At 48.8% G+C, this 15040-nt stretch carries 15 protein-coding genes; 8 read left to right on the top strand and 7 right to left on the bottom strand.

What is annotated here, in order from left to right; translation table 11 throughout:
- Positions 1–131: 131 nt before the first annotated feature.
- The 5 genes from GJQ69_RS07950 to GJQ69_RS07930 all read right to left on the bottom strand — a co-directional run bounded on the left by GJQ69_RS07950 (position 132) and on the right by GJQ69_RS07930 (position 4825).
- Positions 132–1553, bottom strand: coding sequence for an acetate--CoA ligase family protein (locus tag GJQ69_RS07950; RefSeq protein WP_086035262.1), 1422 nt, complete (start codon positions 1551–1553; stop codon positions 132–134).
- The gene (locus GJQ69_RS07945; protein WP_086035263.1) at positions 1554–2786 is read right to left on the bottom strand and encodes an AsnC family transcriptional regulator; all 1233 of its coding nucleotides are present in this window, start codon (positions 2784–2786) and stop codon (positions 1554–1556) included.
- A 336-nt stretch (positions 2787–3122) separates the two neighbouring features.
- On the bottom strand, positions 3123–3323 hold the full coding sequence (locus GJQ69_RS07940; protein ID WP_174193455.1) for a hypothetical protein: 201 nt from the start codon (positions 3321–3323) through the stop codon (positions 3123–3125).
- A gap of 758 nt (positions 3324–4081) precedes the next feature.
- Positions 4082–4252, bottom strand: a complete 171-nt coding sequence (locus GJQ69_RS07935; protein WP_157658894.1) for a hypothetical protein — start codon at positions 4250–4252, stop codon at positions 4082–4084.
- Positions 4253–4267: 15 nt separating this feature from the next.
- On the bottom strand, positions 4268–4825 hold the full coding sequence (locus GJQ69_RS07930; RefSeq protein ID WP_086035265.1) for a TetR/AcrR family transcriptional regulator: 558 nt from the start codon (positions 4823–4825) through the stop codon (positions 4268–4270).
- A gap of 284 nt (positions 4826–5109) precedes the next feature.
- Between GJQ69_RS07930 and GJQ69_RS09965 the strand changes: the two genes are divergently transcribed.
- Positions 5110–5430, top strand: a complete 321-nt coding sequence (locus tag GJQ69_RS09965; protein ID WP_174193453.1) for a hypothetical protein — start codon at positions 5110–5112, stop codon at positions 5428–5430.
- 49 nt (positions 5431–5479) lie between these two features.
- Here GJQ69_RS09965 and hydE read toward each other — a convergent pair whose 3' ends face one another.
- Positions 5480–6526, bottom strand: a complete 1047-nt coding sequence (gene hydE / locus GJQ69_RS07920) for a [FeFe] hydrogenase H-cluster radical SAM maturase HydE (RefSeq protein ID WP_086035266.1) — start codon at positions 6524–6526, stop codon at positions 5480–5482.
- Between the two features lie 493 nt (positions 6527–7019).
- Here hydE and larE point away from each other — a divergent pair, with 493 nt between their 5' ends.
- The 7 genes from larE (at position 7020) to GJQ69_RS07885 (ending at position 13758) form a co-directional block, all read left to right on the top strand.
- On the top strand, positions 7020–7802 hold the full coding sequence (gene larE, locus GJQ69_RS07915) for an ATP-dependent sacrificial sulfur transferase LarE (protein ID WP_086035268.1): 783 nt from the start codon (positions 7020–7022) through the stop codon (positions 7800–7802).
- A gap of 56 nt (positions 7803–7858) precedes the next feature.
- Entirely contained in the window at positions 7859–8566 is a 708-nt protein-coding gene (gene larB / locus GJQ69_RS07910) for a nickel pincer cofactor biosynthesis protein LarB (RefSeq protein WP_404352878.1), read from the top strand.
- Positions 8563–9777: a nickel pincer cofactor biosynthesis protein LarC gene (larC, locus tag GJQ69_RS07905; protein ID WP_174193451.1), complete on the top strand. Its 1215-nt coding sequence runs from the start codon at positions 8563–8565 to the stop codon at positions 9775–9777. The genes larB and larC overlap by 4 nt, the downstream gene beginning before the upstream one ends.
- A gap of 160 nt (positions 9778–9937) precedes the next feature.
- The gene (locus GJQ69_RS07900) at positions 9938–11155 is read left to right on the top strand and encodes an MFS transporter (protein ID WP_338031344.1); all 1218 of its coding nucleotides are present in this window, start codon (positions 9938–9940) and stop codon (positions 11153–11155) included.
- Between the two features lie 91 nt (positions 11156–11246).
- A complete protein-coding gene (locus GJQ69_RS07895; protein ID WP_086035272.1) occupies positions 11247–11681 on the top strand; it encodes an RrF2 family transcriptional regulator in 435 nt (144 codons plus the stop codon).
- A gap of 156 nt (positions 11682–11837) precedes the next feature.
- On the top strand, positions 11838–13022 hold the full coding sequence (locus GJQ69_RS07890; RefSeq protein WP_086035273.1) for an iron-containing alcohol dehydrogenase: 1185 nt from the start codon (positions 11838–11840) through the stop codon (positions 13020–13022).
- Between the two features lie 160 nt (positions 13023–13182).
- Positions 13183–13758 carry a uracil-DNA glycosylase gene (locus GJQ69_RS07885; protein ID WP_086035274.1) on the top strand — a complete coding sequence of 192 codons (576 nt, stop codon included), beginning with the start codon at positions 13183–13185 and terminating at the stop codon, positions 13756–13758.
- A 67-nt stretch (positions 13759–13825) separates the two neighbouring features.
- Here GJQ69_RS07885 and GJQ69_RS07880 read toward each other — a convergent pair whose 3' ends face one another.
- The gene (locus tag GJQ69_RS07880) at positions 13826–15031 is read right to left on the bottom strand and encodes an FprA family A-type flavoprotein (RefSeq protein ID WP_174193442.1); all 1206 of its coding nucleotides are present in this window, start codon (positions 15029–15031) and stop codon (positions 13826–13828) included.
- Between the last annotated feature and the right edge of the window lie 9 nt (positions 15032–15040).

Raw genomic sequence — 15040 nt, 5'->3', positions numbered from 1 at the left:
ATTTGTGTATTTTTATTTGTAGACCTAGCCAAACCTATAGACAGTTAAAAACTCAGCAGCAACAGGGTATAGGCATAATGAACAATCAAGCTTATCTCCGAAATGTTCAGTTTGCCCATAGCACTAAACCGCTATTTTGCAAAGCGTTCCTTGATCTTTGCATATTTCCGAAGCGCTACGATTGCATTAACCGCCTGCTCAGCAGTTGGATAAGCAGGAATTCCGTTATCTCTCAGTTTTATAATAGATTTGCTGCATTCTTCGCCGCCCTGACACTCCATGATAAGTGGCTTGCCCAAATGCTTATACTGTTTGTAAATATCGATATAAATATCCGTCACGGCGTCGACGTCCGTTACAGCGGTAGGGCAGATGGAGCCGTATACGCAACTGACATTCGGGTCGCAAATTGCCTGCGTGATAGCGCCCTTATACTGCTTTGGAGAAGCGGTTCCTGAGATATCGACAGGGTTGAGCGGTGAGCCAAACATCGGCATATAAGCCCGGATACGGTCCACAAGCATGGGTGAGATGTCCTTCAGCTCCCGCATCGGCATGCCGCATCTTTCAAAGTGGTCGCAGGAAAGCAGGCCGGAACCGCCTCCGTTTGTAATCATCACGACGTTATCGCTTGTTAGCGCAGGTTGTAATCCGAGAGCCAGCGAAATATCAAGATATTCCTGCCATGTTGTCGCCCGAATGGCACCTGCCTTTTCAAAGATTTTATCATAGTATTCGTCATTTGTACCCTCATTTTCAGATGCCGTATGAGCAAACGCAGCCTTGACACCAATCTTTGATCCACCGACTTTTATCGCGACGACAGGTTTGTATGGTACGACCTCGTTGCAGGCCTTGATGTAAGCCTCAGGGGAATCAAGCCCTTCAATATATGTTGCCAGGCATTTTGTCTGCTTGTCATCCTTGGCATACATGATAAATTCGGAGAAATCGACATCCGCTTTGTTCCCAAGGCCTACGAAAAAGCTCATTCCGTAATGAAGCATCTGGGATGTACCCAACGCCGCCAGCAGGTTGGCTCCCGACTGTGAAATCATTGCCACCGGGCCCTTCACCGGAAGATAAGGAATAAAGCCGCAGTTAAAGTGCAGATACGGACTCCCCATGCCGACGAGATTAGGACCTATCATCGGAAGCTTATTAGTGCGGCAGTATTCGGTGAGGTTATTCTGCATATCACCTCTTCCAATTTCCTTGAATGCACTGGTAGCAATAACTACCATTTTCGCTTTTTTAGCAACTGTTTGCTCAAGGATCATTTTGACAAGATGCGCCGGCACTGCGACAAATACCAAGTCCACCGGCTCGGGAATGTCGGAAACGGTCGGATACGCCTTCAATCCCGCTATGTAGTTGGCCCTGGGATTGACGGGAAAGATTTTTCCTTTGTATCCCCATTTCTGAAGGCCTTCAATCACTTTATAACCGACCTTGCCTGTATGCCTTGAGGCACCGACAACCGCAATAGAGGAAGGGTTCAACGCATATTTCAAGTTGTCAACAACATATTTGCGCGCATTCTCGATTTTCATTTACTTTTCCTCCTCTTTGCTTAGAAAGCGGCAGGCACAATTATTATTTTTAACTGTCCTGTCTTCAAGAAAATCATCGGTGAAAACGCACTCTTCCCAAAGGTCGTCTTTATTATCCAGCCTGCAGACCCATCTTCTGAATTGCCTGTCGCTGTCGGCTTCCAATACGGTTTCAATCTCGCTGTAAGAATACAGCTTTTCTCGGAGTGCCTTGATATCGGATATCTCGTTATAGGCCCAAACGGATATATCATAGAACGAATCCGTAAATTCAAGCACCGTATTGAATTCCTTAATCTTCGACAGTTCGTCCGCTATTTCGGCCTTGCGGACGCACGGGAGATTCTGGAACGTACGAATTACAAACATATGATTTGTAAGCCCGAGGTTGGCATAATCCAGATAGAACAGAGGAAGAACAGTACGTTTGTCCTCGACAATCGATTTGATGCCGGTGAGCATATCTTTAGGATCAAGCCCGGAAATCTCCGACAGTACATTGAAATCATAGACCTGCTCCATTGGTCTCTTGGCATTCAACGCCGCCACTATTTTGAGATCGGTAAGATCCATTTTATTCTGGATTTTCGCTAACTTTTCGAGCTGCCCGTCTCCGAATACGCACTCACGGTAATCGTCATCCGGTGCATCCCACATGTTGATATGACTTTCTCTCAAGTCTCTTCTGACCGGACAAAGATGCACGTACTCGACTTCGGGATTATGCCTCCACGGCTCAATAACATCGGAAAGCAGATTGTCCAATACCCTCATATGATTGCCGTTGAAGAAATCAAAGTCGCCTTTTGTCTGATACCCTGTGCAGATATCATCTTTATTCTGAAACCAGTTGGCCAATTTTTCTTTTGTTTCCGGAGAAGTGCCATCGTGCAGCTTTACGATCCAATAATACAAGCCCCAACCGCTGACCTGAACAGCCGGATTCATCACGAACATAATCAGGCGATCCTGATACATTCGCTTCATCCGTTTGATGATTTCGTCCTTACTAATTGAAAGGGTTTTAGATAGGTATTCCATGTTGAAAACCTCAGGATGAATCTGATAGGACGATTTGGCAATGTTGTAGGCACTTAGCGCTGCACTGTCCAATGCATCCAAACCGGGTTCAAGGAAGCCGATACCTCTTGGATTGAAAAAATACTTTTTCATCCATTGCTGTGACTCGTCCGTGCCAAGCAGATACTTTTTGCTTTTTTCGGGACTATTCATAAATTTGACCTCCTTTAAAAGGATCTATTATGGTAATCCAGATTTGCGGCATTTATCAGTGTGCCACATTTTCAGGAGTACACCCGATTTAAATTAAATAATTTTTGGCTTGATTTTAGGGAAAATGCCTATTTAATTATGGAAGATTAACATAATTATAGTATTATCGCTCAAAGAAATCAATAGTAAGCTAAGCATGTTTTTTGCATAATTTTATATGTTCCAGCTCTACTAATAGCCTTTCCGCTCTTCAGCCGTAATTCCACGTCTATGAATGATGTCGTTTTATTAAACGGCAGATTTGTGGAAAGGAATATGCTCCTTTACATGATATATTCAACTTGCCCAGCGAAAAATTACCATATACCGTCGCTGTGGTCCAGAGAATAGTAGGCTTTGTGCCGATATGTCCTTTGGTGGTAATCGTTTTCCTGACGAGTAGCTTAAAAGAAAGGCTTCGGTAACTTCGTCGCTGACCTCAACGAAACAGTCCTCATTGAGAAACGGATAATGCTTGCGCGGATTGATGGTGGGCATACGGCAAACCTCCAGACAGCTTAAAACTGTCTGCCTCGTTTGTTTATGTGATAGGGCAAATGTCCTTCACTTGGTTAGCCCTAAAACTTATGTTCTGTGGAGCCGTGTTTTCAAAAAAAATCTTTACACTTCTTTCGTACCGCTTCCCAATATCAGAATAGCTTAGTCCGTCCAGAGTAAAAAGTGGAAAACGTTGGCATTGAATTTCCATGCATGGCTTCTTTCCGATAGAACCAATCCTCCGGTGTTTCGTAGTAGCTCTGGCTGCACTCATAGGCGGCAATGTATTCGTCAAACTCGCGTCCGTCCCAATGGCGGCGCTGTTTGTGCTTGGCTTGGTCAAGATATTCATAGACCTTAACGGATACTTCTACGGACAGAACTTATCCGTCAATTTTTATGGTTATCTCCATAACCGTTCCTCCATTCGGATTTTTGGGTCTGAATGGGGGAACGGCAACGAGGGTCTATATATGTAGCTATGCCCGACTGAAATTCATTAAATCTCAATCGGGCATAGCTGTATTTTTGTATTTGGCCGTAACAAAAAGTTACCGCATTACAGGCAAATTGTGATAATATAGTCCTTTTTCAATTGGACAGTTTTTGAAAGCATTGAAAACATGGCAATCCTTCTACGAAAAAGAGCCGACAACCACGAGTATCATTCTCATTGGTTATCGGCTCTGTGTCTGTGCGTCTGGCTCTTGGATAACTGACATATCATCTACGTTCATGGCACACCTCCAGATTGATTCCTATCTTTTAAACATAAAAAGAATGATTGTTACAAGGCAAAACACAAGTGTTCCAATCGAAAGTAACCCATGAAAACTTGCGTCTTTTTCGCCAGGACCGAATTTCATCCAAAGTCCACATAGCATTGCACACGCAATCAAAAGAATTGAAATAATACCCATACTTTTCATAATAATTAGTTCTCCTTAAAGACCGAAAATGTTGATAAGTGAATGAAACAAAGCATCTCTTTGTACTTTATCCATAATGTCGATGCCGGTATATTTCTTAAAATCAGTTGACCGATAAAAAACCACTTGAGAAAATGACGTTAGTTGATAAGCAATAATTCTGCACTCTGTTTCTGATTTCCTGTCACCAAAGCAATCCTTAATCATCGGAAGAATATAGTATGGTTCCTCAATCTCACGTTTCAACAAAGTATAAGGAATCGTTGCCTTGGTAAATTGTGAATACTCAATGGTTATATCAGACAATTTTATTAAGAAATCAATTAGTTTTTGCTTGGATGGGGTATCGCCGTTCATAATCTCCTTTAACTGAATTCCTCTTTCTTCTATCAGACGATTGACTGCGGTATGCACAAGTGCATCTTTAGAGGTGAAGTAATAGTTTATCATTCCTAAATTTGCTTTGGACTCTGATGCAATTTGCCGTGCCGTTATTTTGCTTGCATCATTTGTTTCAAGCAGCAACTTGACAGTTGCTTGAATAAGCTGTTCTTTTACGCTCTCGTTTTCCACAAAAAGCTCCCTCCATACTAAACACGTTTAATACGCGTTTAGTATATCGCAAATAAACATCTATGTCAATGGGGGAGTATAAAATTTACATTTACTTTGAAGCATTTTAATTACAAAGAACGTGCAGGGTGGCGGCATGGGGGGTGATTTGCGGCTATTTGTGGTTCCCTAAGGCAGGCTACCAACAGGGATAAATTCCCCTTTTGCCGTATCCTCGGCGCGTAGAACGGCCTTTTTCACCGCCTTGATTTTGGTCCTCATATCGTTTTTGTGCTCCGTTGGCCTTGCGTTTTCTGCATAGCCTTAATAAACTCGGGCTGGTCATTTTTGGAGTAGTCCGCGATAGCGCGGAGCGTATCGGAAATGAGGGTTGTCACAACCTAGGCGTTAATGCGGTGCTGGGTGGGGCAGCGCGTACCAACGGAGGTTTTGCTGTACGCTCCGCAAGTGTACTGCGGAATATGCTTACCATTGCTGGTGCGGTGGACGTACATTTTACCGCCGCCGCCTTTTTGAATAAACGCCATAAGGACACTCACATCAAGGCAAAGGCTGTACAGCAGAACGTGTTTCTGTGTACGGCCTTTCTTTGTATCTGCCGCTGATTGCAACCAATATAAAATAAAAGGAGCTGCCCACAAAAGGCAGCTCCTTTTATTGCTTTTGATAATCGCCGCGGGAAACAACAGTTTGATAACCGATGGATGAAAACCGTCTGCCAAGGCAGAAACGGCACTGTCCGCTGCCCTCATCGGTACAGATTTTATTGTTGTAAAGCATATATTGCTTCCGCACAGAAGTGGGAGAGAGGTTCGGCATAATGACGTTGGCACCGGAGAGAATGCCAAGTTCTCGACCCTGTGGGTGAATGGTGCCAAGCGCTGTTGTGGCGGGCAGCAGGACGTCCGGCAGCATCAGACGAGTAAGGCTCAGCAAAAACAGGCACAAGTCCAGCCGGCCCGCCGGATAGTCACGGAACGGCGTGTCCTTGTGAGGAATGAACGGTCCCATACCCACCATTTCCGGCTGAAAGTCATAAAGAAATGCCATATCCTCCGCAAGGTCTTCTGCAGTTTGGTATGGAGAGCCAATCATCATGCCGCAGCCGGTTTGGTAGCCAATTTCTTTGAGTTCCCGCAGGCACTGCATTCGGTGGTCAAAGGACATCTGTGCAGGGTGCAGCTTGCCGTAGTGGGCTTTATTGGCCGTTTCATGGCGCAGCAGATAGCGGTCGGCACCCGCGTCAAAAAGCTTCTGGTAGCTTTCACGGCTGCGTTCTCCCAGCGAAAGCGTAATGGCACAGTCAGGGTAAGCACTATGAATGCTGCTGACAATATCTGTCATACGGTCGTCATTAAAGTAGACGTCCTCGCCGCCCTGCAGGACAAAGGTGCGGTACCCATATTCGTACCCCGCCGCACAGCAGGCGAGAATGTCCTCTTTGGTCAGGCGGTAGCGGGAAACGGCCGTGTTGGAGCGCCGGATGCCACAGTAAATGCAGTCATTTTTACAGATATTTGTGAATTCGATAATGCCGCGGTAAAAAATCTGTTTCCCAAATTTTTGGACGGCAAGTGTCTGGGCAAGCGTGCGCGCATATTCCTGGTCTTCCGCCGTAAAGGTGGACAGAAGTGTGACCCATGCTGTCCGCGGCAGTGCTTTTTTTTGGTTTAGATTATCAATTCGCTCCCGATTTGTCATGTCCTGTCGTACTCCTTGTTTTAACAATAGCCATATCCTCCAGTGTGCAGGATATGGCTATCGTTCCGAGTAGCAATGCCCTGCTTTCGCCTCAATTTTGTTTTGGCGTCAGAAACGGCTTTTTATTTTATTTACATACTACAGTACAATAAAATCATAGCATGGATTGCAGGAAAACACAAGCAGGAGCAGCGAAAAGACCTTCTTTAAAATCGGTGAATTTATACAGGAATTTGTGATCTGTTCTGTAAATTTTATTGACAAAACCGCAACAAAATGCTATACTCGCAGATAGCTGAAAGAATCAGCTGCAAATGGCAGAAGCCGTTTCCATGGAAAAGAAAGAATTGCTTTTTCATCACGTGTGTAACCAGGAAGGTTGCCATATCCGCAGAAACGGGTATGGTTTTTTTGCTTTATGCGGCCGCGGAATACGAAAAAGCAGCTCTTTGCATCCGCTGAATCACTGCAAAAAAGAAAGGCGGAGTTACAAATGATTGACGAGCAAACAAAGACGGAACAAGACGGAAGCAGGAAACTGCAGCAGTTCTTCAAGGAACATCCCAAGTGCGCGCTGGCCTATTCCGGGGGAACCGATTCTTCCTATCTGCTGTACGCGGCCGTGCAGGCGGGTGCGGAAGTACACCCATATTTTATAAAAACGGCATTTCAGCCCCAGTTTGAGGTGGACGATGCTGAGCGGCTGGCACAGCAGCTGAACGTACCGCTTACGGTGCTGCATTTGGACCTGCTTTCCCGGTCGGAGGTAACGGACAATCCGAAGAACCGCTGTTATTACTGTAAGAAGTCTTTGTTTACAGTGCTGAAAGAGCGGGCAAAAGCGGACGGCTGCCCGCTGCTGATAGACGGCACAAACGCTTCGGATCAGGTAGCGGACCGTCCGGGCATGAAGGCACTGCAGGAACTTTCCGTTTGTTCCCCGCTGCGGGCGTGTGGACTGACGAAGCCGGAGATTCGGGAGCTTTCTAGGGAAGCGGGACTTTTCACTTGGAACAAGCCGGCATATGCATGCATGGCAACTCGCTTTCCGGCCGGCCGGCAGATTACAGCCGAACTGCTGCGGCGCGTGGAGGGGGCTGAAAATGCGCTGTTTAAACTTGGCTTTACAGATTTTCGTGTCCGTCTGTATGCGGACGCTGCCCGCCTGCAGTTCCCGCAGGACCAGATGACGCGTGCGGTACAGAAGCGAGCGGATATTCGCCGGCAGCTGAATCCATATTTTCAGACTGTCCTGCTGGACCTCGCGGGAAGGTGAGACTTTTGGACAAAGAAAAGATACAAAGCATTTTACATGATGTCCAAAACTGCAGCATGAGTGTGGATGAAGCCATGCTGCAGTTGAAAATGGAACCGTTTGAGGACTTGGGATTTGCCAAGTTGGACCATCACCGCGGTCTGCGGCAGGGAATCGCAGAAGTCATTTACGGGGCCGGAAAGACAACGGAGCAGATTGCCGGCATTTCTGAGGCAATGCTGAAAGCGGGGCAGAAAAACATTCTGATTACCCGCCTAGACAAAGAAAAAGCGGAAATTTTAAGCCAGACGCTTCCTCTGCATTATGACGAAATGAGCCGTATCGGCTACCTTGGGGAACTACCGGAACCAGACGGAACGGGCACCGTGCTTGTGGCAACTGGTGGGACCAGCGATATGCCGGTTGCAGAAGAAGCGGCTCTGACAGCTGAGGTCCTTGGAAACCATGTTGACCGTTTATATGATGTCGGCGTTGCCGGACTGCACAGACTGCTGGCACATTTGGATGAAATTATGAGCGCGTATGTCATTGTCGCTGTTGCCGGTATGGAGGGGGCACTGGCAAGCGTGATTGGCGGTCTTGCGGATTGCCCAGTTATTGCCGTGCCTACCAGTGTTGGCTACGGGGCGTCTTTTGGCGGACTTTCTGCACTGCTGTCTATGCTGAACTCCTGTGCAAGCGGTGTCAGTGTTGTCAATATTGACAACGGTTTTGGTGCAGGCTATCTTGCCAGTATGATAAATCATATGGGAGGACACAAATGAAAACACTGTATTTGGAGTGCACAATGGGTGCGGCGGGAGATATGCTTGTGGCTTCTTTGCTGGAACTGCTGCCGGAGCCGCGGAAGTTTCTGGACAAGATGAACAGCCTGCGGCTGCCCGGTGTACATGTGGAAGCTGTTCCAGCCGAAAAGTGCGGGATTACCGGCACTCATATGCGGGTAACCATTCATGGTGAAGAGGAAAAAACAGAAGATGTTCCGGCAGGCAGTACACCGGCCACACACTGCTCACAGGAAGAACATCATCATCATACCAGGCTGCAGGAAATTCAGGAAATGATAAATGGGCTGAACCTGCCGGCGGCGGTTAAAAAAGACGTGCTGGCAGTATATGACCTGCTGGCAGAGGCGGAAAGCCATGCGCATGGTCAGCCGGTTAGTGAGATCCATTTCCATGAGGTTGGCATGATGGACGCGGTAGCGGACATTACAGGCGTCTGTCTGCTGATGCATATGCTGGCGCCGGACCATGTTACAGCGTCACCAGTGCACGTTGGCAGTGGGGAGGTACACTGTGCACACGGCATTCTGCCGGTCCCGGCACCGGCAACCGCGTTTTTGCTGCGTGGCATTCCGATATACGGAGGCAGTGTACAAGGGGAACTGTGTACTCCAACTGGAGCAGCCCTGCTGAAATACTTCGTCAACGATTTTGGCGATATGCCAGTTATGCAGGTCAGTAAAATTGGCTGCGGCATGGGCACAAAAGACTTTTCACAGGCAAACTGTGTGCGTGCCATGCTGGGTGAAGCGGCGGACAGCAAGGAAGAAGTGCTGGAGCTTCGCTGCAATTTAGATGATATGACACCGGAAGCACTCGGTTTTGCCCAGGAACGTCTGCTGGCAGGCGGTGCGCTTGACGTCTATACAACAGCCATCGGAATGAAGAAAAACCGCTCTGCGGTGCTGCTGACCTGCCTGTGCCGTCCGGAAATGCGCAGCGAAATGATACATTTGCTGTTTGAATATACGACAACGCTGGGGGTGAGGGAAACACTGTGCCGCCGCTGTACGCTGTCTCGTACGGAGCGGGCCGCCAATACTGTGTATGGTCCTGTGCACGTGAAAGCGGCAACGGGCTGGGGCGTCCATCGCCAAAAAGTAGAGTACGAGGATTTGGCACGCATTGCGCGGGAACATGGCTGTTCCCTGACCGAGGCAAGCAAGCTGGTACAAAACAATTTGGAATAAAATAAATAATTTTCCGCACAGCAGACAGCAGAAACGGCCGGAGTTTGTCGGCTGTTTCTGCTGTCTGCTACTTGCGGAAAGATAGAATTTTATCCACTCTTCTTTATTTTCTAAGGTAACAAAACGGCACCGCCTTCAATAATATGGTATAATACTTATTATGGAAGGAGGGAAGCCTATGCAAGGGTCCTGGCGGCAAACAAAAAGGGCCTGTTACTCCGGGTATCTTACCCAGGGGATTATTAACAGCCTTACGCCGCTGCTTTTCACCGTGTTTCAAGACAGTTATCACCTGAATTTTGCGCAGCTTAGTCAGTTGATTGTTCTGAATTTTGGGACACAGCTATGTATGGATATTTTTTCTGTCTTTTTTGTCGACCGAATTGGTATGCGCCGCTGCCTGACGGGTTCGCACCTGCTGGCGGCGGGCGGTTTGGTCCTGATGGGTATTTTACCGCGTGTGGTTTCTCCGTTTGGCGGAATCGCCTTTTCTGTGGTCTGCTGCGGCATGGGCAGCGGCCTGATAGAGGACCTGGTCAGTCCGATTTTGGATTCGCTGCCAGGTGAGCACAAGTCTTCCTCTATGAGTATGCTGCATTCTTTTTACTGTTGGGGGCAGGTCGCAGTGATTGCCGGTACGACACTGGCACTGCATTTTCTGGGAAGCAGCCAGTGGTACCTGCTGCCCATCTGTTGGGCAGTGATTCCAGCGGTCAATTTGATTCGCTTTCTGCGGGTGCCGCTGGCACCGGCACTTCCGCCGGAAGAGAAAACGCCCATCAGCAGTCTGCTGCATTCCCGGCTGTACCTATTGTGTTTGGTGCTGATGCTGTGTGCCGGCGCGGCGGAACTTTCTATGAGCCAGTGGTCTTCTCTGTTCGCTGAGCGTGGGCTTGGTGTGCCAAAAATGACAGGCGACCTGCTTGGGCCCTGCCTGTTTGCCCTGCTGGAGGGAATGGGACGTCTGCTGTATGGCCTGTACGGGGATAAATGGAACCTGCATCAGGTGCTGCTGTGGTGTAGTGTTTCCTGTGCTGGCTGTTATGTGTTGATGGCGCTGGCACGGCTGCCGCTGCTGTCACTGATGGGCTGTGCGCTGTGCGGCTTTACTGTGTCACTAATGTGGCCGGGAATGTATTCACTTTCTTCTCATTCGTTTCCGCACGGCGGAACTTCTATGTTCGGACTTTTGGCGGTATTCGGCGATATTGGCTGTTCCGCGGGCCCATGGCTGACCGGCCTGTTTGGTTCCGGTGAGTTTGGCCTGCGGCAGGGCCTGCTTGCTGCGACGGCTTTTCCGGCTGTCATGGTGGTAGGAATGCTTTGCTTTTGTTATAAAGCCGTACGCCAGCAGGAGAAAACGCCGAATGAAGATTGACCATCGGCGGGAAAGATGATTGACAAATATGAAAATCCTGTATAATATATTAACCGTAGTGAAATAGTAATATATAGAGGGGAGGAGTCGTATGCGCATTTCTGCAAAAGGACGCTATGCCATTGCGGCGCTTCTGCGTATGGCACAGGCCGGAAGCGACACCATCGTAAATGTTACACGGTTGTCCGCAGACCTTGGAATTTCTCACATTTATTTGGAGCAGGTATTTTCACTTCTGAAGCGTTCTCAGCTGGTCGTTTCTATCAAAGGAGCGCAGGGCGGCTACCGCCTGAGCTGCCGGCCAGAGCAGATACGGGTGCTGGACATTCTGCGGGCAACGGACAGCGCCCTGTTTGAGCGGCCCGGAAAAACACTGGGGCCGGATGCACAGGACGCGGAAGCGGCGCTGGATTTGGTCGCTGCTCGTCTGCAAAAAGCAGTGGAAGAAGTGCTGGCTGGCATTACGCTTGTGGACCTGCAGGAAGAAGCGGCCCGCAGTCAAGGCAATTATATGTTTTTCATCTGACCGAAGAAAAAACTTTGGTGCTGCCCGTTGGGCAGCAATTTTTTATGTCCAAAATGGACCGTTCCTCTGCTGCACACATATTTTGGAAAGTTTTGCAAACAATCCTTAACAAAGGCCGTATCTTTGCGTAGGGGACGGCCGACAGGAGGAAATAATATGCGTTTTACACTTCCCAGAGATATTTATTACGGCCATGGGGCGCTGGAGGAACTGAAGAAACTTTCCGGCAAAAAGGCCGCTGTTGTTATCGGGGGCGGCTCCATGAAGCGCTTCGGTTTTTTGGACCGCGTTTTGCAGAACCTGAAAGAAGCCGATATTGAAACGTGTTTAATTGAGGGCGTGGAGCCGGACCCGTCCGTGGAAACGGTGCTGCGCGGTGTGAAAACCATGCAGGACTTTCAGCCGGACTGGATTGTGGCAATGGGCGGCGGTTCCCCTATTGATGCGGCAAAGGCGATGTGGGTGTTTTATGAATATCCCGAAACAAAGTTTGAAGATTTATTGCAGCCGTTCAGCTTTCCGACTCTGCGCCGAAAGGCCCACTTTTTGGCGATTCCATCCACTTCCGGAACAGCTACTGAAGTGACCGCCTTTTCGGTTATTACCGATTATCAGAAGGGCATTAAATATCCGCTGGCAGATTTTAATATCACGCCGGATGTGGCAATTATTGACCCGGAGCTGGCGGAAACTATGCCGCCGAAGCTAACCGCTTATACAGGCATGGACGCACTGACACACGCAGTGGAAGCCTATGTTTCCACCCTGCATTCACCGTTTACGGACCCGCTGGCTTTACAGGCGATTCAAATGGTTTTTGAGTATTTGCCGTCCTCCTGCAAGGGTGACAAGACAGCTCGTGAGCAAATGCACTATGCACAGTGCCTTGCCGGCATGGCCTTTTCTAATGCTCTGCTGGGAATTGTCCACTCTATGGCGCATAAGACCGGCGCAGCCTATCGGAACGGCCATGTTGTGCACGGCTGTGCCAACGCCATGTACCTGCCGAAGGTGATTCAGTACAATGCAAAAGTGCCGGAAGCACGGGAACGCTATGCGACGATTGCCCGCACAGCGGGACTTACCGGCAGCGGAGAGGGCCTTGTGCAGGCACTGTGCAGAAAAATTGACAGTTATAATGAATTGCTGCACATTCCGCACGCCCTGAAAGACTATGAAAATGGCATGGTGCCGGAGGATGAGTTCCAGGAAAAGCTGCATCATGTGGCGGAGCTTGCCATCAGCGACGCCTGCACCGGCACCAATCCCCGCCAGCCAAGTCAGGAGGACATGGAAAAGCTATTGACAGCCTGCTATTATGGTTCGCCCGTCGATTTTTAAAAGCAAATATAAAGCAGAGGAGGCCTTCTCAAAAGAGAGGGCCTCCTAGGTTATCGAAGAAAAGGCAAAAGCGTTTTGCATGTTTACACATTTTCCTGATTGCGTTATACTAAAAAGTATAATTAGGAAGCAGCTTTCAGCTGCGACAGGGGGAAAGAATATGTATCAAGACTGGCAACAGCTGGAGGAGGCCTGCCGCGGCTGTGAACGCTGCGCGCTGGGCAAAACGCGTACCAATTTGGTCTTTGGGGAAGGAAATCCGCAGGCAAAGGTCCTATTTATCGGCGAGGGCCCTGGTGAGCAGGAGGACCTGCAGGGGAAACCTTTTGTTGGGCGCAGCGGTCAGCTGCTGGACAAATATCTGGATGCCATTGATTTGGACCGGCATAAAAATATTTATATTGCCAATATAATAAAGTGCCGTCCACCAAAGAACCGTGACCCGCTGCCGGAGGAGCAGGAACAGTGCATTGGCTGGCTGCGGGAGCAGACACGCCTGCTGCGGCCGAAGATTATCGTTTGCCTGGGACGCATTGCCGCTATGCGGATTATGGACCCCAAAATAAAAATTACCCGACAGCACGGCCAGTGGATACAAAAAGGCGGCATTTGGATGATGGCCACGCTGCATCCGGCGGCACTGCTGCGTGACCCGCGCAAAAAAGAGGACGCCTTTTCGGATTTTCTCGGTCTGCGCGACAAAATAAAAGAACTGGGTCTGTCGCTGGAACTTTGATGTGATAGACAATAAGAGGTGCTTTCCTCCGTAACAGGGGAAAGCACCTTTTTGTATGCGTTAGCGATTATTCTTTGAGAGAGGCAGTAAGGCTGTCAGCCAGTGTATCCAGTTCCGGCAGGTCCTGCTCATGCAGAGACGAAGCCATTACGACGCCGTCTTCCAGTACTCGCATATGCTTCATTTCGGACAGGCAGGTGCGCATCAGGCTGCCGCAGCGGCAGGCCCAGGAGCCGTTTTCTATGATAGCACAGGTGCGGTTCTGCAGGTTCAGGGCCTTCATGTCCATTAGAAAGTTGTGCATGGGTGGAAAGATCCCCAGATTGTAGGTAACGCTTGCCAGTACCAAATGACTGTATTTAAATAGGTCAGAGATAAGATAGGAAACGTGTGTGCTGGAAACGTCGTATAGGCGCGTGTTCGTCACACCGCGCTCGGCAAGCTTGGCGGCCAAAATCTCCGCAGCGGTTCCTGTATTGCCATACATAGAGGCATAAACAATCATCACGCCTTTTTCTTCCGGCTCATAGGTGCTCCAGTGCATATATTTATCCAGAAAATATCCAATGTCTTTGCGCCAGACCAGACCGTGCAGCGGGCAAATCATCTTAATGTCTAGTGTGTCGGCTTTTTTCAGCAGTGACTGTACCTGTGGACCGTATTTTCCGACAATATTTGTGTAATAGCGGCGTGCTTCATCCAGCCATTCATGGTCAAAATCCACCTCATCGGCAAACAGCTTGCCGTCCAATGCATGGAAGGAACCAAAGGCATCGGCAGAGAACAGAACACCGTTGGTTTGGTCATAGGTCACCATCACTTCCGGCCAGTGCACCATGGGTGCGTTGACAAACGTGACGGTGTGCTTTCCGAAACAGCGGGTGTCGCCTTCCTTTACCTGCTCCACAGAACAGCCGTCAATCGGGCAGCCAAACTGATGCAGAAGCAGCACAGCCTTGGGGGATGTAATAATCTTTACGTTTGGCCAGCGAAGCAGAACTTCCTCAATCGACGCAGCATGGTCCGGTTCCACATGATTGATAACCAGATAGTCCAGTGGCCTGTTGCGCAGGACAGCACGGACATTTTCCATAAACTGACGGCCAACGGCCCAGTCCACGGTATCAAACAGGACCGTTTTTTCGTCCAGCAGCAGGTAGGAGTTATAGGAAATGCCGTGGTACAGTGGGTGGATATTTTCAAACAGGGCAAGACGATGGTCATCTGCACCGACCCAATACAGGTCGTCTGTCACTTTTCGAAAGCAATACATCGTGGAAAG

The sequence above is a fragment of the Caproicibacterium lactatifermentans genome (assembly GCF_013315815.1).
GTDB classification, from domain to species: Bacteria; Bacillota; Clostridia; order Oscillospirales; family Acutalibacteraceae; genus Caproicibacterium; species Caproicibacterium lactatifermentans.
This window is presented reverse-complemented; position numbering and strand designations above follow the sequence as displayed.

Bases quoted from the DNA above. Each gene is read 5' to 3' on its own strand.
- GJQ69_RS07880 (WP_174193442.1), bottom strand. From the start codon at position 15,031: ATGTATTGCTTTCGAAAAGTGACAGACGACCTGTATTGGGTCGGTGCA.
- hydE (WP_086035266.1), bottom strand. From the start codon at position 6,526: ATGACAAATCGGGAGCGAATTGATAATCTAAACCAAAAAAAAGCACTG.
- GJQ69_RS07935 (WP_157658894.1), bottom strand. From the start codon at position 4,252: ATGAAAAGTATGGGTATTATTTCAATTCTTTTGATTGCGTGTGCAATG.
- GJQ69_RS07940 (WP_174193455.1), bottom strand. From the start codon at position 3,323: ATGCCCACCATCAATCCGCGCAAGCATTATCCGTTTCTCAATGAGGAC.
- larC (WP_174193451.1), top strand. From the start codon at position 8,563: ATGAAAACACTGTATTTGGAGTGCACAATGGGTGCGGCGGGAGATATG.
- larE (WP_086035268.1), top strand. From the start codon at position 7,020: ATGATTGACGAGCAAACAAAGACGGAACAAGACGGAAGCAGGAAACTG.
- GJQ69_RS07950 (WP_086035262.1), bottom strand. From the start codon at position 1,553: ATGAAAATCGAGAATGCGCGCAAATATGTTGTTGACAACTTGAAATAT.
- GJQ69_RS07900 (WP_338031344.1), top strand. From the start codon at position 9,938: ATGGAAGGAGGGAAGCCTATGCAAGGGTCCTGGCGGCAAACAAAAAGG.
- GJQ69_RS07890 (WP_086035273.1), top strand. From the start codon at position 11,838: ATGCGTTTTACACTTCCCAGAGATATTTATTACGGCCATGGGGCGCTG.
- GJQ69_RS07945 (WP_086035263.1), bottom strand. From the start codon at position 2,786: ATGAATAGTCCCGAAAAAAGCAAAAAGTATCTGCTTGGCACGGACGAG.
- GJQ69_RS07885 (WP_086035274.1), top strand. From the start codon at position 13,183: ATGTATCAAGACTGGCAACAGCTGGAGGAGGCCTGCCGCGGCTGTGAA.
- larB (WP_404352878.1), top strand. From the start codon at position 7,859: ATGAGTGTGGATGAAGCCATGCTGCAGTTGAAAATGGAACCGTTTGAG.
- GJQ69_RS07895 (WP_086035272.1), top strand. From the start codon at position 11,247: ATGCGCATTTCTGCAAAAGGACGCTATGCCATTGCGGCGCTTCTGCGT.